This is a genomic window from Roseovarius sp. (assembly GCF_040219995.1).
Lineage (GTDB): Bacteria > Pseudomonadota > Alphaproteobacteria > Rhodobacterales > Rhodobacteraceae > Roseovarius.
Genome location: NZ_JAVJUC010000014.1, coordinates 40,222 through 59,587 on the forward strand (window position 1 = coordinate 40,222; position 19,366 = coordinate 59,587).

The 19,366-nt window shown below is 65.0% G+C and carries 24 protein-coding genes; 16 read left to right on the forward strand and 8 right to left on the reverse strand.

The window, feature by feature from the left end; all coding sequences use genetic code 11:
* Positions 1-238 precede the first annotated feature (238 nt).
* Positions 239-931 (forward strand): VPLPA-CTERM sorting domain-containing protein, encoded by a 693-nt coding sequence (locus RID11_RS04345; RefSeq protein ID WP_350136211.1) that lies wholly within the window; start codon positions 239-241, stop codon positions 929-931.
* A gap of 63 nt (positions 932-994) precedes the next feature.
* Here the strand turns inward: RID11_RS04345 and RID11_RS04350 are convergent, their stop codons facing one another.
* Entirely contained in the window at positions 995-2,494 is a 1,500-nt protein-coding gene (locus tag RID11_RS04350) for a CoA-acylating methylmalonate-semialdehyde dehydrogenase (RefSeq protein ID WP_350136212.1), read from the reverse strand.
* Positions 2,495-2,598: 104 nt separating this feature from the next.
* Here RID11_RS04350 and RID11_RS04355 point away from each other — a divergent pair, with 104 nt between their 5' ends.
* The 3 genes from RID11_RS04355 to coaD all read left to right on the forward strand — a co-directional run bounded on the left by RID11_RS04355 (position 2,599) and on the right by coaD (position 4,542).
* Complete coding sequence (locus RID11_RS04355; protein WP_350136213.1) at positions 2,599-3,495, forward strand: LysR family transcriptional regulator; 897 nt, start codon at positions 2,599-2,601, stop codon at positions 3,493-3,495.
* A gap of 58 nt (positions 3,496-3,553) precedes the next feature.
* Positions 3,554-3,988 (forward strand): CBS domain-containing protein, encoded by a 435-nt coding sequence (locus RID11_RS04360; protein ID WP_350136214.1) that lies wholly within the window; start codon positions 3,554-3,556, stop codon positions 3,986-3,988.
* 62 nt (positions 3,989-4,050) lie between these two features.
* The gene (gene coaD, locus RID11_RS04365) at positions 4,051-4,542 is read left to right on the forward strand and encodes a pantetheine-phosphate adenylyltransferase (RefSeq protein ID WP_350136215.1); all 492 of its coding nucleotides are present in this window, start codon (positions 4,051-4,053) and stop codon (positions 4,540-4,542) included.
* Here the strand turns inward: coaD and gap (RID11_RS04370) are convergent, their stop codons facing one another.
* The 3 genes from gap (RID11_RS04370) to gap (RID11_RS04380) form a co-directional block, all read right to left on the reverse strand.
* Positions 4,543-5,547, reverse strand: coding sequence for a type I glyceraldehyde-3-phosphate dehydrogenase (gene gap / locus RID11_RS04370; RefSeq protein WP_350136216.1), 1,005 nt, complete (start codon positions 5,545-5,547; stop codon positions 4,543-4,545).
* Between the two features lie 126 nt (positions 5,548-5,673).
* Positions 5,674-5,817 carry a glyceraldehyde-3-phosphate dehydrogenase gene (locus tag RID11_RS04375; protein ID WP_350136217.1) on the reverse strand — a complete coding sequence of 48 codons (144 nt, stop codon included), beginning with the start codon at positions 5,815-5,817 and terminating at the stop codon, positions 5,674-5,676.
* Positions 5,818-5,889: 72 nt separating this feature from the next.
* The gene (gene gap / locus RID11_RS04380) at positions 5,890-6,891 is read right to left on the reverse strand and encodes a type I glyceraldehyde-3-phosphate dehydrogenase (RefSeq protein WP_350136218.1); all 1,002 of its coding nucleotides are present in this window, start codon (positions 6,889-6,891) and stop codon (positions 5,890-5,892) included.
* A gap of 313 nt (positions 6,892-7,204) precedes the next feature.
* Between gap (RID11_RS04380) and RID11_RS04385 the strand changes: the two genes are divergently transcribed.
* The 4 genes from RID11_RS04385 to RID11_RS04400 are packed head-to-tail and all read left to right on the forward strand — an operon-like array spanning position 7,205 to position 10,545.
* Entirely contained in the window at positions 7,205-8,128 is a 924-nt protein-coding gene (locus tag RID11_RS04385; protein ID WP_350136219.1) for a branched-chain amino acid ABC transporter permease, read from the forward strand.
* Complete coding sequence (locus tag RID11_RS04390; protein WP_350136220.1) at positions 8,125-9,108, forward strand: branched-chain amino acid ABC transporter permease; 984 nt, start codon at positions 8,125-8,127, stop codon at positions 9,106-9,108. Before RID11_RS04385 ends, RID11_RS04390 begins: the two co-directional genes overlap by 4 nt.
* The gene (locus RID11_RS04395) at positions 9,101-9,859 is read left to right on the forward strand and encodes an ABC transporter ATP-binding protein (protein ID WP_350136221.1); all 759 of its coding nucleotides are present in this window, start codon (positions 9,101-9,103) and stop codon (positions 9,857-9,859) included. The genes RID11_RS04390 and RID11_RS04395 overlap by 8 nt, the downstream gene beginning before the upstream one ends.
* The gene (locus RID11_RS04400) at positions 9,856-10,545 is read left to right on the forward strand and encodes an ABC transporter ATP-binding protein (RefSeq protein WP_350136222.1); all 690 of its coding nucleotides are present in this window, start codon (positions 9,856-9,858) and stop codon (positions 10,543-10,545) included. The genes RID11_RS04395 and RID11_RS04400 overlap by 4 nt, the downstream gene beginning before the upstream one ends.
* On the opposite strand, the gene RID11_RS04405 is transcribed toward RID11_RS04400, so the two are convergent.
* A complete protein-coding gene (locus RID11_RS04405) occupies positions 10,530-11,237 on the reverse strand; it encodes a CbiX/SirB N-terminal domain-containing protein (protein ID WP_350136223.1) in 708 nt (235 codons plus the stop codon). The two genes, RID11_RS04400 and RID11_RS04405, sit on opposite strands and share 16 nt — an antisense overlap.
* A gap of 28 nt (positions 11,238-11,265) precedes the next feature.
* Positions 11,266-11,604, reverse strand: coding sequence for a TraR/DksA family transcriptional regulator (locus tag RID11_RS04410; protein ID WP_350136224.1), 339 nt, complete (start codon positions 11,602-11,604; stop codon positions 11,266-11,268).
* An 85-nt stretch (positions 11,605-11,689) separates the two neighbouring features.
* Between RID11_RS04410 and cysE the strand changes: the two genes are divergently transcribed.
* Positions 11,690-12,520 carry a serine O-acetyltransferase gene (cysE, locus tag RID11_RS04415; protein ID WP_350136225.1) on the forward strand — a complete coding sequence of 277 codons (831 nt, stop codon included), beginning with the start codon at positions 11,690-11,692 and terminating at the stop codon, positions 12,518-12,520.
* A 15-nt stretch (positions 12,521-12,535) separates the two neighbouring features.
* A complete protein-coding gene (locus RID11_RS04420) occupies positions 12,536-12,940 on the forward strand; it encodes a secondary thiamine-phosphate synthase enzyme YjbQ (protein ID WP_350136226.1) in 405 nt (134 codons plus the stop codon).
* Positions 12,941-12,958: 18 nt separating this feature from the next.
* Here the strand turns inward: RID11_RS04420 and RID11_RS04425 are convergent, their stop codons facing one another.
* Positions 12,959-13,636: an SDR family oxidoreductase gene (locus RID11_RS04425; protein WP_350136227.1), complete on the reverse strand. Its 678-nt coding sequence runs from the start codon at positions 13,634-13,636 to the stop codon at positions 12,959-12,961.
* 192 nt (positions 13,637-13,828) lie between these two features.
* On the opposite strand from RID11_RS04425, the gene nrdR reads away from it, so the two are divergent.
* Both nrdR and ribD read left to right on the forward strand, forming a co-directional pair.
* Positions 13,829-14,311, forward strand: a complete 483-nt coding sequence (gene nrdR / locus RID11_RS04430) for a transcriptional regulator NrdR (RefSeq protein ID WP_350136228.1) — start codon at positions 13,829-13,831, stop codon at positions 14,309-14,311.
* A gap of 20 nt (positions 14,312-14,331) precedes the next feature.
* Positions 14,332-15,402 carry a bifunctional diaminohydroxyphosphoribosylaminopyrimidine deaminase/5-amino-6-(5-phosphoribosylamino)uracil reductase RibD gene (gene ribD / locus RID11_RS04435; RefSeq protein WP_350136229.1) on the forward strand — a complete coding sequence of 357 codons (1,071 nt, stop codon included), beginning with the start codon at positions 14,332-14,334 and terminating at the stop codon, positions 15,400-15,402.
* Between the two features lie 78 nt (positions 15,403-15,480).
* Here the strand turns inward: ribD and RID11_RS04440 are convergent, their stop codons facing one another.
* On the reverse strand, positions 15,481-16,221 hold the full coding sequence (locus tag RID11_RS04440; RefSeq protein ID WP_350136230.1) for a FadR/GntR family transcriptional regulator: 741 nt from the start codon (positions 16,219-16,221) through the stop codon (positions 15,481-15,483).
* Between the two features lie 86 nt (positions 16,222-16,307).
* On the opposite strand from RID11_RS04440, the gene RID11_RS04445 reads away from it, so the two are divergent.
* Genes RID11_RS04445 through RID11_RS04460 form a run of 4 tightly spaced genes read left to right on the forward strand, consistent with a single transcriptional unit; the run spans position 16,308 to position 19,318 of the window.
* Positions 16,308-17,042, forward strand: coding sequence for a DUF2182 domain-containing protein (locus tag RID11_RS04445; protein ID WP_350137712.1), 735 nt, complete (start codon positions 16,308-16,310; stop codon positions 17,040-17,042).
* A gap of 16 nt (positions 17,043-17,058) precedes the next feature.
* Positions 17,059-17,694, forward strand: a complete 636-nt coding sequence (locus tag RID11_RS04450; RefSeq protein ID WP_350136231.1) for a DUF1326 domain-containing protein — start codon at positions 17,059-17,061, stop codon at positions 17,692-17,694.
* Positions 17,694-18,209 carry a DinB family protein gene (locus tag RID11_RS04455; RefSeq protein ID WP_350136232.1) on the forward strand — a complete coding sequence of 172 codons (516 nt, stop codon included), beginning with the start codon at positions 17,694-17,696 and terminating at the stop codon, positions 18,207-18,209. The genes RID11_RS04450 and RID11_RS04455 overlap by 1 nt, the downstream gene beginning before the upstream one ends.
* Complete coding sequence (locus RID11_RS04460; protein ID WP_350136233.1) at positions 18,206-19,318, forward strand: dimethylsulfoniopropionate demethylase; 1,113 nt, start codon at positions 18,206-18,208, stop codon at positions 19,316-19,318. Before RID11_RS04455 ends, RID11_RS04460 begins: the two co-directional genes overlap by 4 nt.
* Positions 19,319-19,366: the final 48 nt, after the last annotated feature.

Consider the following 19,366-nt stretch of genomic DNA (forward strand, 5'->3'; position numbering starts at 1 on the left):
ATGCTCATTGAGTTGATTTCCAAGGGTTGCGTGGGTTTCCAGGAGCGAAACAGTGTTCCCTTATTTCATGGACAAATCAACCCGATGACGCGCCGTCATACCTTGTGACGAGATCACGAATGCGTTATTTTCCTACGCTTATGATGTGCTTTGTAAGAAAGCGCGCTCAGCGCGGTCAGTTGGTTCCTAGCGCTTTATCGGGGGAAGTATGAACTATTTTTTCAAGTCCATAGTATTGATGGCCGTCCTTGGCGGATCGGCGGCGTCTGCCGCCACGACCACGACGTTTCATCTGGGTGGGAATGACGGGTTGAGCTATGGCTCGCTACCGTCGTTTTTTGATCTCACACAGGAGGGACTGACTGCGCGGTTCGATGCACGCTCGATCGAGGGCTTCACCGAGAGCGCCGACGGCATCATCACAGGTACCACGCTACACACCGATGCTCATATCGGCCGCTATCAGGGTGGGGCCGGGGTTGTTAACTCGTCTGGTGATAACAGCCATACGGTTGATGGCAGCGGATGGAAGGATTTCATCCAGATCAGCTTTTCCCAGGCCGTCACGATCGAGGCGATCTCGTTTGGATACTACGATTACTATGATGATTTCCGGTTGATCTTCGATGAGGATGATAGCGGCGACATTGGGCTTGATGATCTCACGCTCGGCCCGATCCCGATCGCTTTCAACAATCCGTACCACGGCTTTGACCCTGATTTTCAAACCGACGTGTTCGGTGTGGGGGCGTTTGGCGACAAGACGTGCAAATGGGGATATTACTACAAGAAATGCAGCCATGATGACTCGTGGAAGCTCAAATCCGTGACCGTGTCTTTCGAGCCGTCTGTCGTGCCGCTTCCGGCGGCCGGGCTTTTGTTGCTCACCGCGTTGGGTGGCCTCGGGCTGGCGCGGCGGCGTCGCTCCTAGGCGATTGGTGCCGCGAAATTGAAAAGGGCGGCCGTGCTGGCCGCCCTTTCTTGTTCTCCCGGTTCAGTCCATCGCCTTGAAGTTGAACTCGCCGCCGTCCTTGATGCCCGACGGCCAGCGCGACGTGATGGTCTTGGTGCGGGTGTAGAACTTGAACGCGTCCGGCCCGTGCTGGTTGAGGTCGCCAAAGACCGATTTCGTCCAGCCGCCGAAGGTGTGATAGGCCAGCGGCACCGGGATCGGCACATTGATGCCTACCATGCCGATATTGATCCGGTTGGCAAAATCGCGCGCCGCATCGCCATCGCGGGTAAAGATCGCGGTGCCGTTGCCCATCTCGTGATCCATCGCCAGCTTGAGCGCCTCTTCATAGCTGCCCGCGCGCACGGTCGACAGCACCGGACCGAAGATTTCCTGCTGGTAGATGTCCATATCCGGCGTTACCCGGTCAAAGAGGTGCGGGCCGACAAAGAACCCGTCCTCATAGCCCTGCAAGTTGAAATCGCGGCCATCGACCACGAGTTCCGCGCCCTGATCCAGCCCCGATTGCACCAGCCCGAGAATCTTTTCCTTGGCCGCCGCCGTCACCACGGGGCCGTAATCGACGTCGTCGCCCGCCGTGTAGGGCCCGACCTTCAGCTTTTCGATGCGCGGCACCAGCTTTTCGATCAGCCGGTCTGCGGTCTCGTCACCCACCGGCACGGCCACGGAAATCGCCATGCAGCGTTCGCCCGCAGCCCCGTAACCTGCACCGATCAGCGCGTCGGCGGCCTGATCCATATCGGCGTCGGGCATCACGATCATGTGGTTCTTGGCCCCGCCGAAACATTGCACCCGCTTGCCCTGCGAACAGCCGGTGCCGTAGATATATTCGGCAATGGGCGTGGAACCGACAAAGCCGATCGACTGGATCACGTCATTATAGAGGATCGCGTCGACCGCCACCTTGTCGCCGTTCACCACCTGCAACAGACCCTTGGGCAGACCGGCCTCTTCCATCAGTTCCGCCAGCATCAAGGGCACCGAGGGGTCGCGCTCGGAGGGTTTCAGGATGAAGGCGTTGCCGCAGGCCAATGCGGGCGCGAACATCCACATCGGGATCATCGCCGGAAAGTTGAACGGGGTGATCCCTGCGGTCACACCCAATGGCTGGCGCATCGAATACATGTCGATGCCGGGGCCCGCGCTGTCGGTGAACTCACCCTTGAGCATCTGCGGCGCGCCGATGCAGTATTCGACCACTTCCAGACCACGCTGAATGTCGCCCTTGGCATCGGGAAAGGTCTTGCCGTGCTCGCGGCTCAGCGTCTCGGCCAGCTTGTCCATGTCGCGGTTGAGCAGATCGACGAATTTCATCATCACCCGGGCGCGGCGCTGCGGGTTGGTGGCGCCCCATTTGGGCTGTGCCGCCTGTGCTGCGGCGACCGCCTGTTCCATCTCCTCGACGCTGGCCAGCGGGCATTTCGCCTGCACTTCGCCGGTCGCGGGGTTGAACACGTCGGAAAACCGGCCGGACGTGCCTTTGACATGTTCACCATTGATGTAATGGGTCAGTTCTTGCATCGGAAACTCCTCCTTCAGGGTTGTCCGCAGGGTAGTCTTGCAAAACTCAGGCGAAAAGGGGCAATATTCCAAAAGCGATTTGCATTTTTGCAAAGGGGGCCGCCATGCAGCCGCATTGGGACGATATCCGGATTTTCCTCGCCGTGGCCCGCGCCGAGAGCCTGTCGGGCGCAGGCCGCGCGCTGCGCATCGACCCGGCCACCGTGGGCCGCCGGGTGGCCCGGCTCGAAGAAGAGATGGGTGCGCCGCTTTTCGCCAAATCCCCCACCGGTTATGCGCTCAGCGAGGCGGGCGGGCGGCTGATGGCCCATGCGATACGCGCCGAACAGGCGATGCAGGAGGCGGCCGAGGACATGGCGGGCCAGGCGGGCAGCATGTCCGGGCAGATTCGCATCGGCGCGCCCGACGGCTGCGCCAATTTCCTGTTGCCGCAGGTCTGTGCAGCGATCGGGGCCGACAATCCCGATCTGGAAATCCAGATCGTCGCCCTGCCGCGCGTCTTCAACCTGACCCGCCGCGAGGCCGATATGGTGATCGCCGTCAGCCCGCCCACGGCGGGGCGGCTCACGGTGCAGAAACTCACCGACTACCGGCTCCATCTCGCAGCATCGGTCCGATATCTGAAAAACGCAGGCCCCATCGAGACCCTCGCCGACCTGCGTGGCCACCGGATGGTCGGCTATATTCAGGACATGATCTTCGACAAGGAACTCGACTATCTCAGCGAGGCGGGGGTGGAGCGTGTCAGCCTCGCGTCGAACTCGGTCTCGGTGCAGCTTCACTGGGTGCGGCAGGCCGGCGGCATCGGCGTGCTGCACGATTTCTCGCTGCCCTGGGCGCGGGGTGTGCGCCGCATCCTGACCGATCAGTTCACCCTCACGCGCAGCTTTTACCTCGTGCGCCATGCCGACGATCGCAGGCTGGAACGGCAGAACCGTTTTGCCGCCGCTCTCGCCGAGGGCTTGCGGCAAGAGGTTGCCCGGCTCGAGGCGCGCAGTTGACAAAAATTTTGTTCTGTATCACGCTGATTTGAGGATATTTTATTTCGGAGGGTACGCCATGCTGGTCCAGCAAATCCTGAAATCCAAGGGCGACGGCGCGGTGATCACGATCACCCCCGAAACCAAGGTCTCGGAAGCGGCGCAGACGCTGGCGGAACGTCGGATCGGCGGCCTCATAGTGTCACGCGACGGCGAGACCGTCGACGGCATCCTCTCGGAGCGCGACATCGTGCGCAGCCTTGCGGTGCGCGGCACCTCCTGCATGACCGAAACCGTCTCCGAGATGATGACCCGCAACCCGGTCTGCTGCTCCAAGCAGGACAGTTCCGACGCGGTGCTGACCCGGATGACCGATGGCCGCTTTCGCCACATGCCCGTGGTCGAGGATGGCAAGCTGGTGGGCATCGTCACCATCGGTGACGTGGTCAAGGCCCGGCTGGAGGAGTTGTCGATGGAGAAGAACGCGCTTGAAGGGATGATCATGGGCTACTAGCCCTTGCATTCACCGGCGCAATATTGTTGCGTGCGCTTCGACTGCAATAAAGGAGCGGCCCGATGCGCATAGCCCTCTATCCCGGCACGTTTGATCCGATCACGCTCGGGCATGTCGATATCATCCGCCGCGCGGCGATTCTGGTGGACCGGTTGGTGATCGGGGTGGCAATCAACCGCGACAAGGGCCCGCTTTTCTCATTGGAAGAGCGCGTCGCGATGATCGAGGCCGAGGCCAAGGCGCTGAGCGTCGAGACCGGCACCGAAATCGTCGCGCATCCCTTCGAGAACCTGCTGATCAACGCGGCCCATGACGTCGGCGCGCAGATCATCGTGCGCGGCCTGCGGGCGGTCACCGACTTCGAGTATGAATTCCAGATGGTCGGGATGAACCGTGCGCTGGACAACTCGGTCGAGACGGTGTTCCTGATGGCCGATGCCAACCATCAGGCCATCGCGTCGAAACTGGTCAAGGAAATCGCCCGGCTTGGCGGGGACGTGACGAAATTCGTCCCCCCCGCCGTCAAGGCGGCGCTGCTGGCCAAACTCGACTGATCAACCGAGGTGCTTGCCGATCTCGCCCGCCACATCCAGCATGCGGTTGGAAAAGCCCCATTCGTTGTCATACCAGGCCAGCACCCGGCACATGCGGGCGTCCATCACCCGGGTCTGATCGTCCGCAAAGATGCTGCTATGCGGGTTGTGGTTGAAATCAGATGACACCAGTTCGCGGCGGGTGACGTCCAGTACCCGGTTGAGCGCGCCCTCCGCCGCGGCCTGCATCGCGGCGTTGATCTCCTCCACATCCGTGTCGCGCGCGGCCTCGAATGTCAGGTCCACGACGCTGACATTCGGGGTGGGCACGCGAATGGCCGTGCCGTCAAGCCGCCCGTCAAGCGCCGGTAGAACCAGCCCGACGGCCCGCGCCGCCCCGGTGGTGGTGGGGATGATGTTCAGCCCCGCCGCCCGCGCGCGGTAGAGATCCTTGTGCATCGTGTCGAGCGTCGGCTGATCGCCGGTGTAGCTGTGCACCGTGGTCATGAACCCGCGCGTGATGCCGATGCTCTCGTGCAGCACCTTGGCCACGGGGGCGAGGCAATTTGTGGTGCAGGAGGCGTTCGAGACGATCACGTCCTCTGCCGTCAGATCATTGTGGTTCACCCCGTAAACCACCGTGCGATCCGCGCCCTTCGCGGGGGCCGAGACCAGCACGCGCTTGGCCCCGTTTGCCAGATGCGCGGCGGCCTTCTCGCGGTCGGTAAAGATGCCCGTGCATTCCAGCACCACGTCGATATCGCCCCAGGGCAATTCGGCGGGGTCGCGCATCGCCGTCACGCGGATCGGGCCGCGCCCGACGTTGATGCTGTCCTCGGTCGTCGTGACGGTGCCGGGAAAGCGGCCATGCACGCTGTCGAATTCCAGCAGATGCGCATTGGTCTCGACCGGGCCCAGATCGTTGATCGCCACGATCTCGATGTCATGGCGTCCGGTTTCCACCAGCGCACGCAGCACGTTGCGCCCGATGCGGCCGAAGCCGTTGATCGCCAGCCTGAGTGCCATGATGTGTCCTCCTGATCTATCGCGGCGCATACCCGTAAAGTTAGCGCTAACAATTGATCGCGAACATAAACGAATTTCGCATGTAGTCAATTCATGGTTTCTTGATCGGGAAAGGTGCCGAAACGATCAGCGCCAGAAGGCGAGATATTCGATGAACACCACCAGCTTTCGCCCCAGAAAGACCGTGCCCGCGCTGTCGTGATAGACCTTGTCGTAGAGCAGCCCGGCCACAATCATCAGCCCGAGAATGATCGCGATCCGGTTGGTCATGAGGGGTATTCCAAATGAAAAGGTCCCGCCGGGTATGCCCGACGAGACCACGTTGCGCAATAGTGCGCCGATTTACTGCAACCGACCCATGGCCACGGCCACATCGGCCATGCGGCACGAAAAGCCCCATTCGTTGTCATACCAGGCCAGCACCCGCACCAGCCGCTTGCCGGTCACCTTGGTCTGATCGGGCGCGAAGATCGAGCTTTCCTCGGTATGGTTGAAATCGACACTGACCTTGGGCTCGGGATCATAGGCCAGAATGCCTTTCATCGGCCCGGCGGCTGCGGCCGCGACGACCTCGTTCACCTCGGTCTTGGTCACGTCACGCTGAGCCACGAAGGTCAGGTCCACCGCCGACACATTGGGCGTCGGCACCCGGATGGCCGATCCGTCAAGACGCCCCGCCAATTCGGGCAGCACCTCGCCAAGCGCCTTGGCGGCCCCTGTCGAGGTCGGGATCATCGACATCGCGGCGGCGCGTGCGCGGTAGAGGTCACTGTGCCGCCGGTCGAGCGTCGGCTGATCGCCGGTATAGGCGTGGATCGTGGTCATGATGCCGCTCTCGATGCCGATCCCGTCATTCAGCACCTTGGCCAGCGGCGCTAGGCAATTGGTGGTGCAGGAGCCGTTCGAGATCATCCGCTCGTCCGCCTGCAGCGTGTCGTGGTTGACGCCGTAGACCACCGTGCGATCGACGTTCTTGCCGGGGGCCGAGAGCAGCACCTTGCGCGCGCCGCGCTCCAGATGGGTCTTGGCGGTCAGCCCGTCATTGAACTTGCCGGTGCATTCCATCACCACATCCACGCCCTCCCAGTCGAGCGCGGTCATGTCATAGGTCGAGTACATCTCGATCGGGCCACGGCCCAGATCCATCGTGTTGCCCTCGACGGTGATCGGATGGGCAAAGCGGCCATGCACGCTGTCATAGCGCATCAGATGCGCCGCGGTCTCGATCGGGCCGGTGGCGTTTACCTTGACGACCTTGATATCGTTGCGCAGGCTTTCGGAAATATGCGCCAGCGTGGCGCGACCGATGCGGCCGAAACCGTTGATACCGACGGTGATGGTCATGGGCGACTCCTGATCCGGGATTTGGCGGCGGTATAGACCCAAGCGGGCCGGGCTGAAAGATGGAAGTGACGCGTTTTCGTTGGTTATTCAGCATGTTAGCGATAACCGTTATCGCAAACCCATGCCCCTAGAGGGTGATTGCGCTAACACCCGCCTCCGCCAGCAGCGCCGCTGACGGCATGTCCGCAGTTGCACATATCGCTCAATCCGCTATCCACATGCGGCGGCGGGGCGTAACGGCGTCCGCAGGGGAGACACGAAAGAGAATGAGGGCCATGGCGATCACGAGACAAGCGCGCAGGGCAGGGGCCGCATGTCCCTGATCCTGCTGGTCGAACAGGCGCTCAACGGGCTGCAACTGGGGGTCATGCTGTTTCTGATGGCCGCCGGATTGACGCTGATCTTCGGCGTCATGGGTCTGATCAACCTCGCGCATGGCTCGCTCTACATGGTGGGCGCGTTCGCGGCGGCGGCAGTCGCGGGGCTGACCGGCTCCTTCCTGCTGGCGCTGGTGGCCAGCCTCGCGGCGGCGGCCCTGGCCGGGGTGATCGTCGAGATGACGGTGATCCGGCGGCTCTATGACCGCGACCATCTCGATCAGGTGCTGGCCACCTTTGCTCTGATTCTCATATTCTCCGAGGGCACGCGCTGGTTCTATGGCTCGGTGCCGCTCTATCTCGACCGGCCCGAGTGGCTCTCGGGCACGGTAACGCTGCCCTTGGGCATCGAATATTCCGCCTATCGTCTGGCGCTGATCGGTGCGGGGCTGGCGGTGGCGGCGGGGCTCTTCTGGATGATCGCACGCACACGGCTGGGAATTCAGATCCGCGCGGGCGAGAATGACCGCGAGATGATCGGCGCGCTCGGCGTAAATATCTCGGCGCTCTATACGCTGGTCTTTGCGCTGGGCGCGGCGCTGGCAGGGCTGGCGGGCGCGCTCATCGGTGCGATCCAATCGGTGCAGGTCGGCATGGGCGAGCCGGTGCTGATCCTCGCCTTCGTCGTCATCGTGATCGGCGGCATCGGCTCGATCAAGGGCGCGCTGGTGGGGGCGATCCTCGTCGGCATGACCGACACGCTTGGCCGGGTGCTGCTGCCGCAGGCGTTTGCCCTCTTCATGGACGCCTCATCGGCCACCACAGCAGGCTCGGCCCTCGCCTCGATGGCGATCTACCTGCTGATGGCGGGCGTGCTTCTCTTTCGGCCCAAGGGCCTGTTCGGCGGGGCCACGGCATGAGGCGCGAGGCGATGCTTAACGCGGCCCTATTGCTGGGTCTGCTGGCGATCCCGCTCTGGGCGTGGATCGTCGATGAGCCCTTTACCATCACCCTCGTCACCCGCGCCGTGATCCTCGCCATCGCCGGTGTTGGCCTCAACGTGGCGCTTGGCCTTGGCGGTCTGGTCAGCCTCGGGCACGCGGCGTTCTTCGGCCTTGGTGGCTATGCCATGGGTATCCTCGCCTACCACGCGCAGACCTACACCCCGCTGATCGAGGTGCCATTCCTGATTGAGGGAACAAAATCCATGCCGGTGATCTGGCTGGTGGCAATCGCCGTCAGCGCGCTCGCGGCGCTGGCCATCGGCGCGCTCAGCTTGCGCACCACGGGGGTCTATTTCATCATGATCACCCTCGCCTTTGGCCAGATGTTCTATTACTTCGCCATCTCCTGGCCCGCCTATGGCGGCGAGGACGGGCTGTCGATCTATGTGCGCAACGGCGTGGCGGGGCTCAACATGATGGACCCGCTGACCTTCTTCGCGATCTGCTACGCGCTCCTGTTGCTGGTGCTCTTCATCGTCTCGCGCCTTGCCGCCTCGCCCTTCGGTCTGATGCTGGGGGCCGCCCGGCAAAACCCCGCTCGGGTCGAGGCGGTGGGGCAGGGGCCATACCGCCTCTACCTCACGGCCTTCGTCATCTCGGGCGCGATTACCGGGCTTGCGGGCGCGCTTTTCGCCGATCTCAACCGCTTCGTCAGCCCCGTGATGCTGTCCTGGCAAACCTCGGGCGAGATCATGGTCTTCGTGATCCTCGGCGGGGTCGGGCGCGTCTTCGGCCCGGTCGCGGGGGCCGCGCTCTTCATCGCATTGGAGCATTGGCTGGGCGGGCTCAGCGACTACTGGCACATCTATCTCGGCGCGATCCTGCTCGGCGTGGTGCTCTTCGCGCGCGGCGGCATCTACGGCCTGATCGCGGGGCGCGGGGTGGCGCATGACTGAGCCGGTGATCGACGTGCGGGGCATCACCAAGGCGTTCGGCGGGCTGGTGGCGAGCGACGACATCACGCTCGACCTGAAACCCGGTGAAATCCACGCCCTCATCGGCCCCAACGGCGCGGGCAAGTCCACGCTGATTGCACAGATCGCGGGCGCGTTGCGCCCCGACCGGGGGCAAGTCTGGCTGACCGGGCAGGACGTGACCGCGCTCGACACCCCCGCCCGCGCGCGGCGCGGTCTCGGGCGGACGTTCCAGATATCGTCGCTGGCGATGGACTACACCGTGTTGCAGAATGCGATGATCGGCGCGCTCGGGCGGCGCGGCGACGTGATGCGCTTTCTGCGCCCGGTGATGCGCGACACCGCCCTGCGCGAGGCGGCAGAAACCGCGCTCGATCAGGTCGGCCTGTCGGAATTTCGCGCCCTGCGCACGGCGGAACTGTCGCACGGCCAGCGGCGGCAGCTGGAATTGGCCGTGGCCCTCACGCTCAACCCCCGCGCCTTCGTCATGGACGAGCCGATGGCGGGCTTGGGGGCCGAGGGCTCCAAGCGGCTGATCACCTTCCTCTCGGAGTTGCGCGCCCGCACGCCCATTCTGCTGGTCGAGCATGACATGGATGCGGTCTTTGCCCTCGCCGACCGGATCAGCGTGCTGGTGGGTGGGCGCATCATCGCCACCGGCCCGGTGAGTGAAATTCGCGCCAACGAGGAGGTGCGCAGCGCCTATCTCGGGCAAGAGGACGTCCAGCCATGAGCCTGCTCACCCTCTCGCATATCTCGGCCTTCTATGGCCCCTCGCAGGCGCTCTTCGATGTCGATTTGGCCCTGGACGAGGGCGAGGTGCTCGCCCTTCTGGGGCGCAACGGCATGGGCAAATCCACCACCATCAAGGTGATCTGCCGCCTGCTGCGCCATCGCGGCGGCACAGTGGTATTCGACGGGCAGGACATGGCCCGCCTGCCCAGCTACCGCGCGGCGCGCGCCGGAATCGGCCTTGTCCCCGAGGGGCGGCGTTGCTTCACCAATCTCACGGTCGAGGAAAACCTGATTGCCGCCGCGCGCCCCGGTGAGTGGGATCTTGCGCGCGTCGCGGGGCTCTTTCCCCGGCTGCACGAACGCCGCGCACAATCGGCGGGTTCGCTCTCGGGCGGCGAGCAGCAGATGCTCGCCATCGGGCGCGCGCTGATGACCAATCCGCGCCTGCTGATCCTCGACGAGGCGACCGAAGGGCTGGCCCCCGTGGTGCGACAGGAAATCTGGGCCGCCATCGCCCGGCTCAAATCCGAGACCGGCATGGCGCTGATCGTGGTCGATAAATCCTTGGCCGAACTCGGTCGCATCGCCGACCGCGCCGTGGTGCTGGAAAAGGGCGTCTCGGTCTGGTCCGGTGCCTTTGCCGCGCTCTCGCCCGCGCTGACCGACCGCTACCTGGGCGTCTGAGCGGCCTCGGCCTGCAATGCCCGCGCCACCAGCGCAGGCACCCCCAGCGCACAGCCGATCGGATCGAGCCGCACACCCTCAAATCCCACCCCGTCCAGCGCCTCGGGGATATCGTCGATCACATGGCCGAGGATTGCGGCAAAAAACGGCAGGCAAATCGCCTGCGCCCCCAACCCCGCCGCCTGATCGGCGAGGTAGGGCGGCTGCTCGACAAACCCCACGCGCATCTCGGCAAAGCGCATCCGCGCCGCCACGGCCTCGGCAAAGGCCCGCGTGTCGCGCGCCGAATTGGGGCTGCGGCCCGATCCGTGCCCGGCGATGAACAGCTGCGTCTCACCCGCCTGCCAGCCGCGTTCGCCCAGCACCTCGCGTAACACCTCAGCCGCCAGATCGGGCAGCTCAGACGACACGCCAAGCGGCCGCAAAACATGCGCCTCCGGTGCCCCGCTCAGCCGCTTGCGCAGGTTGTCACCGGTGAACCATCCTTCGGTCATGAAGAGCGGATAGACCAGCGGCGCAGGGCCTGCGGCGGCCAGCGCGGCATCGAGCGCACCGGGTGCCGCCAAGGTCGCCGCCCCGACATGCCAGCCGGGCAGGGCCTCCGCCACCCGCGCGGTGAACCGCTCCAGATCGGCCTGCGCCGGATCGGGGTCAGAGGGCTGTCCGTGGCTCACGATGATGGCGGCGGGCATGGGCGTCTCCTTGGCAAGTCTCGGCATCTCAGCCACTGGCGCAGGAAATGCAGCGCGGCGCGGCGGGGTCAAGCCGCAACCGCCCCTCCGCGATCTCCTCGCCGCAATCCTCGCAATAGCCGAACTCCCCCTCGTCGATCCGGGCGAGCGCGGCCATCAGCCGCCGCCGCTCGGCCTGACGACGCGCATGCCCCGCCTTGGCCATCGCCTGATTTTGCAACGCATCCATGCGGCTCAGCCGCCCGACAGCTTGCTGATCCAGCTCCACCGTCGCCTGGCCCTCGCGCCCGCGCGCCTCGTCCTGCTCCAATTCCGCCAGAAGGCTCTCGATCAACGCCCGAAACTCCGCCACCAGCGTGTCATTCATTTTGGTGATCCCCCTTGTCACGCCTTTGCATTTTACGACGCATGCCTATCTGCTATAGTCAACCCGATCCAGAGGAGCATGAGCCGTGGCACATACCAAGACCAAACTGGCCGAATTCGATCCCGTATGGGCGCGCATCGCCCGCGAGTCCGAGGCCGCGATCAGTGACGAGCCGCTTCTGGGCGGGCTCATCCATTCCAGCATTTTGCATCATGGCGATTTCGAATCGGCGCTGGCCTATCGCATTTCGCTCAAGCTCGGATCGGGCGAGATGCCCGAGCAGATCCTGCGCGAAATCTGCGACAAGGCACTGGCCTCGGACGACATGATCGGGCTGGCGGCCCGCGCCGATATCGTGGCGGTGAACGACCGCGACCCGGCCTGCGACCGCTTCCTGCTGCCGCTCCTGTTCTTCAAGGGGTTCCAGGCAATCCAGGCCTACCGCATCGCGCATTGGCTGTGGCAAACCGGGCGCTACGATCTGGCGCGGTTCTTCCAGATGCGCTGCTCCGAGGTGTTCGGCGTCGATATTCACCCCGCCGCTCGCATCGGCAAGGGAATCATGATCGACCACGCCCATTCCATCGTCATCGGTGAGACGGCGGTCGTGGGCGACAATGTCTCGATGCTGCATTCGGTGACGCTTGGCGGCACCGGCAAGGAAGAAGAGGACCGCCACCCCAAGATCGGCAACGGCGTGCTGATCGGCGCAGGCGCCAAGGTGCTCGGCAATATCAAGGTCGGCAATTGCAGCCGCATCGCCGCAGGCTCGGTCGTGCTGCAAGAGGTGCCGCCCTGCAAGACCGTGGCAGGCGTGCCCGCCAAGATCGTGGGCGAAGCGGGCTGCGATCAGCCGTCGGTGAGCATGGATCAGCTTCTGGGCGTGCGTGGCACCGATGAGGACGCGACCGGCTAGGGCGGCGCGGCCTGCATGCAAACCACCTTTACCATCACCACGCGCGGTCAGGGCCTTTATGAGTTCACTGACCGAGTTGCCGATTGGGTGGCGGGAGACGGGCTCTTGACGCTCTTCATCCGCCACACCTCGGCCAGCCTGCTCATTCAGGAAAACGCCGACCCCGAGGTGCAGACCGACCTGCACGCGTTTTTCACCCGCCTCGTGCCGCCGACCAGCGATCCGTCGATGGCCTATCTGCGCCACACCTATGAAGGCCCCGACGACATGCCCGGCCATATCAAGGCCGCGCTCTTGCCCGTCAGCCTCAGCATCCCGGTCGAGGATGGGCAATTGCGGCTCGGCACATGGCAGGGGATATACCTCTTCGAGCACCGCGATGCGCCGCATATCCGCGAGGTCGCGGCGCATCTCGGCTAGGCCGTGGAAGCACCCGACCTATTGCGTTGGCATCAGAAAAATTTCCTGCACCGACGCACGCTCGGGCGCGTTCAGCGCGTGCATCACGGCCCCCGCGACGTCCTCGGGCTGCAACTTGTCGGGCTTGGGGCTGTCGAAGAACGGGGTGTCGACCATGCCCGGCGCGATCACCGTGCAGCGCCCGCCCCATTCGCGCATCTCCTCGGCCATGTTGCCGCCAAAGCCATGCACGAACCATTTCGAGGCCCCGTAGATCGAGCCCTTGATATGCCGCTTTCCCGCCGCCGAGCCGGTGAGGACCAGATGTCCCTTGCTCTCTTGCAGCGCGGCGTAGCTGGCCTTGACGGTGAACAGCAGGCCCATGACGTTGATGTCCATCATGCTGCGCCATTCCTCGGGGTCGCCTTCGGCCACGCCGGGGGTGTCGAGCCCGCGCCCGGCATTGGCAAAGACCGCATTGATCTGCCCGAACCGCCCTTGCGTCTCGCGCACCGCGTGCTCCAGATCGGCCATCTGCGTCACGTCACCGGGCAGGGCGAGGGCGCGCGCCTCTCCCAATTCCGCGACCAGCGCCTCCAGCTTGTCGCGGCTGCGCGCGAACAGCGCGACGTTCCAGCCCGCCTCTGCGGCGGCGCGGGCGGTTTCGGCCCCGATCCCGCTCGAAGCCCCGGTGATGAACAGCGTCTTGGTCGTCATGTGATGTCCTTTCCATTGGTGTTCCCGCTCATCTAGGGCCCCGACCGGCCTGTTTCAAAGCCAGCCCCGCCGCCTATCTAGCGGTGCGATTTCCCCCCTACCCAAAACCTTGCGGCTGTCCTATAGTGACTGTGGATAACTGGGCTTCAGACCCATGACCCAAGAGGCAGAGACAAAGAAGGGGGACGGCCCATGCGCTGCCCGTTTTGCGGAAATATCGACACGCAGGTGAAGGATTCACGCCCCGCCGAGGATCACGTCTCGATCCGGCGCAGGCGCTTCTGCCCGGCCTGCGGCGGGCGGTTCACCACCTATGAGCGGGTGCAGCTGCGTGATCTCGTGGTGGTCAAGACCAATGGACGGCGCGAGGATTTCGACCGCGACAAGCTGGAACGCTCGATCCGCATCGCGCTCCAGAAACGCCCGATCGAGCCCGAGCGCGTGGAGCAGATGATCTCCGGTATCGTGCGCCGGTTGGAAAGCATGGGCGAGACCGATATCCCCTCCAAGACGGTGGGTGAGATCGTGATGGAAAGCCTCGCCCGCATCGACACCGTGGCCTATGTGCGCTTTGCCAGCGTCTACAAAAACTTTCAGGAAGCCGATGATTTCGACCGCTTCGTAAGCGAGTTGCGCCCCGACGAGGCGGCGGCAACCCCAGACCCCGACGCGTGACGGGACGGGACGGCCGTTTCATGCGCCTTGCCCTGTCGCTCGGGCGGCGGGGCATGGGGCAATGCGCGCCCAACCCGGCGGTCGGCTGCGTCATCGTCAAGGACGGCCGCATCATCGGGCGCGGCTGGACCGCACCGGGCGGGCGGCCACATGCCGAAACCCAAGCGCTTGCACAGGCAGGCGCGGGGGCCCAAGGCGCCACTGCCTATGTCACGCTGGAACCCTGCGCGCATCACGGCCACACCCCGCCCTGCGCCGAGGCGCTGATCGCGGCGCGGGTGGCGCGCGTGGTGGCCTCGTTCGACGACAATGACGCGCGCGTCGCGGGGCGCGGTTTCGCCATGCTGCGCGCCGCCGGAATAGAGGTCACGACCGGCGTCATGGCCGAAGAGGCCGCGCGCGATCTCGCCGGATCGCTGATGCGCAACGAGACCGGGCGGCCTTTCGTCACGCTGAAACTCGCCTCCAGCCTCGACGGGCGCATCGCCACCGCCACCGGTCACAGCCAGTGGATCACCGGGCCACAGGCGCGGCGCATGGTGCACGCGATGCGCGCGCGCCATGACGCGGTGATGGTGGGGGCAGGCACAGCCCGCGCCGATGATCCCACTCTGACCGTCCGCGACATGGGCGCGCGCAGGCAACCGGTGCGCGTGGTGGTCTCGCGCAGGCTCGACCTGCCGCTGATGTCCAATCTCGCGCGCACGGCGGGTGACGTGCCGCTCTGGCTCTGCCACGGCACCGAGGTCGACCATGCCATTGCCGAGGCGTGGCGCGGCGTCGGCGCACGGCTCTTGCCCTGCGACGTGGTGGCGGGGCAAGTTGACCCCGGCGCGATCCTTCAGGCACTCGGGCAGGCGGGGCTGACGCGGGTGCTCTGCGAAGGCGGCGGCGCGCTCGCCGCCTCGCTTCTGGGCGCGGGGCTGGTCGATGAATTCGTCGGTTTCACCGCCGGGCTCGCCATCGGAGCCGAGGGGCTGCCGGGCATCGGCGCGCTGGGCCTTGCCCGGCTCGAAGAGGCGGGCCGCTTCACGCTCGTCGAGACGCGCCAGGTGGGCGGCGACGTGATGCATCGCTGGCGTCGTGCTTGAGTATTTTTGCCAAAAAGAAACCGATGTCTTCTTTATGGTCCAAATACTCTCGCCGAAGGCGTTACGACGGTTGATCCCTCACGCCGGTTGGCGTGGCCGCGCGCGGGCCGCCATCACGTCGCGCCCCAGTGTCAGCGTGTAGGCTTCGAGTTCCGAAAGCGCGGCCTGCGCCGCGTCGGCCTCGTGACGCTCCAGCGCGTCGGCGATGCGGGTGTGAAAGCCGACGATCGCCTCGCGCGACCGCGCGGTGAAGGTGATCATGTTCATCAGCGGCTGCATCGCCTCGACCGCCCCGGCCAGTTGGTAGGACAGCACCGGATTGTCCGCGCTGTCCACCAGGGCCCGGTGAAAGGTGACATCCGAGGCGCAGAACGATTCGTCCGTCAGCCCCGGTTGCCCCTGCCGGTGGATTTCCGCCCGCATCGTCGCCAGCGTGTCGGGCGTGCGGCGCGCGGCGGCCAGCGGCGTGCAAGCGCGCTCCAGCGCATAGCGCGCCTCGCAGGCCACATCAAAGCTGATCGCATTCATCGACAGCAGCAGCGTCGATGTGGTGATATGCTGCCCATACGCCTCGGGATAGCTCAGCCGATTGACGAAGGCCCCGCCGAACGCGCCCCGCGCGGTGCGGATGAGCGATTGCGCCGCCAGCCGCTTGAGCGCCTCGCGCACCGTCGGGCGCGACACCTCGAAGTGATCGGCCAGTTCCGCCTCGGACGGCAGTCGCTCGTCCACAATGAGCCGCCCGGCCATGATCTCCTCGCGGATGGCCTCGGCGATCTGGGCCGAAAGGTCGGCCTTGTTATCGGGATCAATTTTCATTTGTCTTACATTTAAATGTCTGACAATTTAAACGCAAGAGATGAGTCGTGAGGGAGAGCGCGATGATCGCAGCACAGGTCAGACGGATGGGCGGCGGGCACTGGCTGGTGCTGTTCGGTCTCATTCTGGGGGCCTGGGGGCTGCTCTATGCCATGGCGCTGCCGCAGGATTTGCGCGACGGCGCGGTGATCTTTGGGGCTGATTTCCTGCAAAGCCTGTGCATCGTCACACCAGATGCCGCCGGATTTGGCCGCATCATCCTCATGTGGGCGCTGATGTCGGCGGCGATGATGGCCCCCACGGCGCTGCCCGCTTTCGCGACCTACGAAGAGTTGAACCACACCGGCGAAACCCGCTTTGGCGCGCTGGTCGCGGGGTATCTGTCGGTCTGGCTGGGCTTTTCGGTTCTGGCCGCAGCCGCGCAGATGGCGCTCTTTCAGGCGGGCTTGCTCACAGCCTTCGGCGACAGCCGCTCCGGCGTGCTGTCGGCGGCGCTGCTGGCACTCGCAGGGCTATACCAGTTCAGCCCCGCCAAGGAGGCCTGCCTGTCAAAGTGCCGCCGCCCGCTGGCGTTCTTCATGCAATACTGGGACGAGGGCGCTGTGCGCAACGGCGTGCGGCTGGGCCTCGTCTGCCTTGGCTGCTGCTGGGCGCTGATGCTGCTGGCGTTCGTGGGTGGGGTGATGAACCTTGCCTTCATGGGGCTGGCCACGGTGATCATGGTTCTGGAAAAACTGCCCGATATCGGGCGCTGGCTCACCCGCCCCCTAGGCATCGTGCTGCTGGCCGCATCGGTCTGGGTTCTGTTCGCGACAATATGAAAGAGGAGGCCACGACATGGCATTGGACGACGCAAGCGTGGGCACGGTGCCCTGGACGATCAAGGGGGAGCTGATCCTCAACTGCAACTGCACGGTGTTCTGCCCCTGCGTGGTCAGCCTTGGCAAACACGCACCCACCGAAGGCTACTGTCAGGCATGGTCGGGCGTGCGCATCGACGAGGGACAATATGGCGACGAGGACCTGAGCGGCCTCAACGTCGGCCTGATGCTGGAAATCCCCGGCCTGATGGCGCGTGGCAACTGGAAGGCCGCCGCCTATATCGACGAGCGCGCCAATGATGCGGCCTATGAGGGGCTGGTCAACATCTTCTCCGGCAAGGCGCGCGGCACAACGGGCCTTTTCGGGGTACTGGTCAGCGAATTTCTGGGGGCTGAGCGCGCGCCGGTCATCTTCGAGACCGAAGGCAAGGCCCGCCGCCTGATGGTCGGCAAGAAGATCCAGGGCGAGGTGGTCCCGGTCGAGGGCCACAAGGGCGAGGATATCGTCGTCACCAACACCGAATACTGGATGGGTCCCGACATCACCGTTGCCACCGCCACCAAGGGCCGCGTGCGCGCCTTTGGCCGGGTCTGGGATTTCGACGGGCGAAGCGCGGAAATCTGCCAGATCGACTGGAAAGGCCCGCGCTGATGATGCTGACGGCGGATTATGTCGCGCTCATGGCGCGTTATAGTGCGTGGCAGAACGCGCAAATCACCCGCGTCCTCGACGGGGTGAGCCTCAAGGTCTTGACCGAGGATCACGGGGCGCATTTCTCGTCGATCCTCGGCACGCTCAACCATATCCTCTGGGCCGACCGCATGTGGCTGCACCGGTTTGGCGTGGAGGACACCCGCCCCGAGGGCGGCATCGCCGAGAGCACCACGCTCACCCCCACCGGCGCGGCCTGGAGCGCCGAGCGGTTCACCACCGATGGCCGGATCAAGGCCTGGGCAAACCGCGTGCACAGCATCGACCTCACCGGCGATCTGACGTTCTACTCTGGCGCGCTCGGGGCCGAGATCACCACCCCCATGGCCGCCTGCGTCGCCCATTTCTTCAACCACCAGACCCATCACCGGGGGCAGGTCCACGCGATGCTGACCCGCGCCGGGCTGCCCGCCCCGGTCACCGACATCCCCTTCATGCCCGAGGAGGCAAAATGAACGCACCCTTGCTGTCCCTGTCGCGCCGCTTGCGCCGCACACCCTTTTCAGACGGGGTCGAGGCGGCGGGGGTCAAGGCCTACACGGTCTACAACCACATGCTTCTGCCGACGGTGTTCCGCTCCATCGAGGAGGATTACCGCCACCTGAAAGACGCGGTGCAGATCTGGGACGTGGCCTGCGAACGGCAGGTCGAGTTGCGCGGCCCCGGTGCGGGCCGCCGGGTTCAGATGCTGACCCCCCGCGACCGTCGCGGCATGACGCCCGGGGAAAGCGATTACGTGCCCCTCCGGGATGAGACCGGCGGGATGCTCAACGACCCTGTCGCGGTGAAACTGTCCGAGGATCGCTGGTGGATCTCGATTGCGGATTCGGACCTGCTCTACTGGGTGCGCGCCACCGCGCATGGCTGGCGTCTCGACGTGCTGGTCGATGAGCCGGATGTCTCGCCGCTCGCCATCCAGGGCCCGCGCGCCGATGACCTGATGGCGGCGGTCTTTGGCGACGCGGTGCGGGATATCCGCTTCTTCCGCTTCGGCGTGTTCGACTTTCAGGGCCGCGACATGGTGATCGCGCGCTCGGGCTATTCCAAGCAGGGCGGGTTTGAGATTTATGTCGAGGGCTCTGACCTCGGCATGCCGCTCTGGCACGCGCTGATGGAGGCCGGCAAGGGCATGGATGTCCACGCCGGCTGCCCCAACCTGATCGAGCGGATCGAGGGCGGGCTCCTGAGCTACGGCAACGACATGACCGACGACAACACGCCGCATGAATGCGGGCTGGGCCGGTTCTGCAACACCCATACGGCGATCGGGTGCATCGGCCGCGATGCCCTGCTCAGGGTGGCCAAGGAAGGCCCGGTGCAGCAGATCTGCGCCATCGCCATCGAGGGCGGCGCAGTGCCGCCCTGCCGCGAATGGTGGCCGGTCCTGTCGGAAAAGGGCCGCCGCGTCGGGCGGATCAGTTCCGCCGCATGGTCGCCGGATTTTGACACCAACGTCGCCATCGGCATGGTCCGGATGACCCATTGGGACGCGGGCACCGAATTGCGCATCAGCGCCCCGGGTGGCGAACGGCGCGGCGTGGTGCAGGACGGGTTCTGGGCCTGAGCGGTCCTTGAGCGTGGGAGTGAGGGGCCAGCCCCTCACACTCCCCGG

Coding starts and splice junctions, on each gene's coding strand:
- gap (WP_350136216.1), bottom strand. CDS start 5,547: ATGGCACTCAGGCTGGCGATCAACGGCTTCGGCCGCATCGGGCGCAAC.
- RID11_RS04410 (WP_350136224.1), bottom strand. CDS start 11,604: ATGAATGACACGCTGGTGGCGGAGTTTCGGGCGTTGATCGAGAGCCTT.
- RID11_RS04350 (WP_350136212.1), bottom strand. CDS start 2,494: ATGCAAGAACTGACCCATTACATCAATGGTGAACATGTCAAAGGCACG.
- ribD (WP_350136229.1), top strand. CDS start 14,332: ATGCGCCTTGCCCTGTCGCTCGGGCGGCGGGGCATGGGGCAATGCGCG.
- RID11_RS04405 (WP_350136223.1), bottom strand. CDS start 11,237: ATGCCCGCCGCCATCATCGTGAGCCACGGACAGCCCTCTGACCCCGAT.
- RID11_RS04355 (WP_350136213.1), top strand. CDS start 2,599: ATGCAGCCGCATTGGGACGATATCCGGATTTTCCTCGCCGTGGCCCGC.
- RID11_RS04390 (WP_350136220.1), top strand. CDS start 8,125: ATGAGGCGCGAGGCGATGCTTAACGCGGCCCTATTGCTGGGTCTGCTG.
- RID11_RS04425 (WP_350136227.1), bottom strand. CDS start 13,636: ATGACGACCAAGACGCTGTTCATCACCGGGGCTTCGAGCGGGATCGGG.
- RID11_RS04445 (WP_350137712.1), top strand. CDS start 16,308: ATGGGCGGCGGGCACTGGCTGGTGCTGTTCGGTCTCATTCTGGGGGCC.
- RID11_RS04420 (WP_350136226.1), top strand. CDS start 12,536: ATGCAAACCACCTTTACCATCACCACGCGCGGTCAGGGCCTTTATGAG.
- RID11_RS04455 (WP_350136232.1), top strand. CDS start 17,694: ATGATGCTGACGGCGGATTATGTCGCGCTCATGGCGCGTTATAGTGCG.
- RID11_RS04345 (WP_350136211.1), top strand. CDS start 239: ATGGCCGTCCTTGGCGGATCGGCGGCGTCTGCCGCCACGACCACGACG.
- RID11_RS04440 (WP_350136230.1), bottom strand. CDS start 16,221: ATGAAAATTGATCCCGATAACAAGGCCGACCTTTCGGCCCAGATCGCC.
- RID11_RS04395 (WP_350136221.1), top strand. CDS start 9,101: ATGACTGAGCCGGTGATCGACGTGCGGGGCATCACCAAGGCGTTCGGC.
- nrdR (WP_350136228.1), top strand. CDS start 13,829: ATGCGCTGCCCGTTTTGCGGAAATATCGACACGCAGGTGAAGGATTCA.
- RID11_RS04385 (WP_350136219.1), top strand. CDS start 7,205: ATGTCCCTGATCCTGCTGGTCGAACAGGCGCTCAACGGGCTGCAACTG.
- RID11_RS04360 (WP_350136214.1), top strand. CDS start 3,554: ATGCTGGTCCAGCAAATCCTGAAATCCAAGGGCGACGGCGCGGTGATC.
- RID11_RS04375 (WP_350136217.1), bottom strand. CDS start 5,817: ATGACCAACCGGATCGCGATCATTCTCGGGCTGATGATTGTGGCCGGG.
- RID11_RS04460 (WP_350136233.1), top strand. CDS start 18,206: ATGAACGCACCCTTGCTGTCCCTGTCGCGCCGCTTGCGCCGCACACCC.
- gap (WP_350136218.1), bottom strand. CDS start 6,891: ATGACCATCACCGTCGGTATCAACGGTTTCGGCCGCATCGGTCGCGCC.
- RID11_RS04450 (WP_350136231.1), top strand. CDS start 17,059: ATGGCATTGGACGACGCAAGCGTGGGCACGGTGCCCTGGACGATCAAG.
- RID11_RS04400 (WP_350136222.1), top strand. CDS start 9,856: ATGAGCCTGCTCACCCTCTCGCATATCTCGGCCTTCTATGGCCCCTCG.
- coaD (WP_350136215.1), top strand. CDS start 4,051: ATGCGCATAGCCCTCTATCCCGGCACGTTTGATCCGATCACGCTCGGG.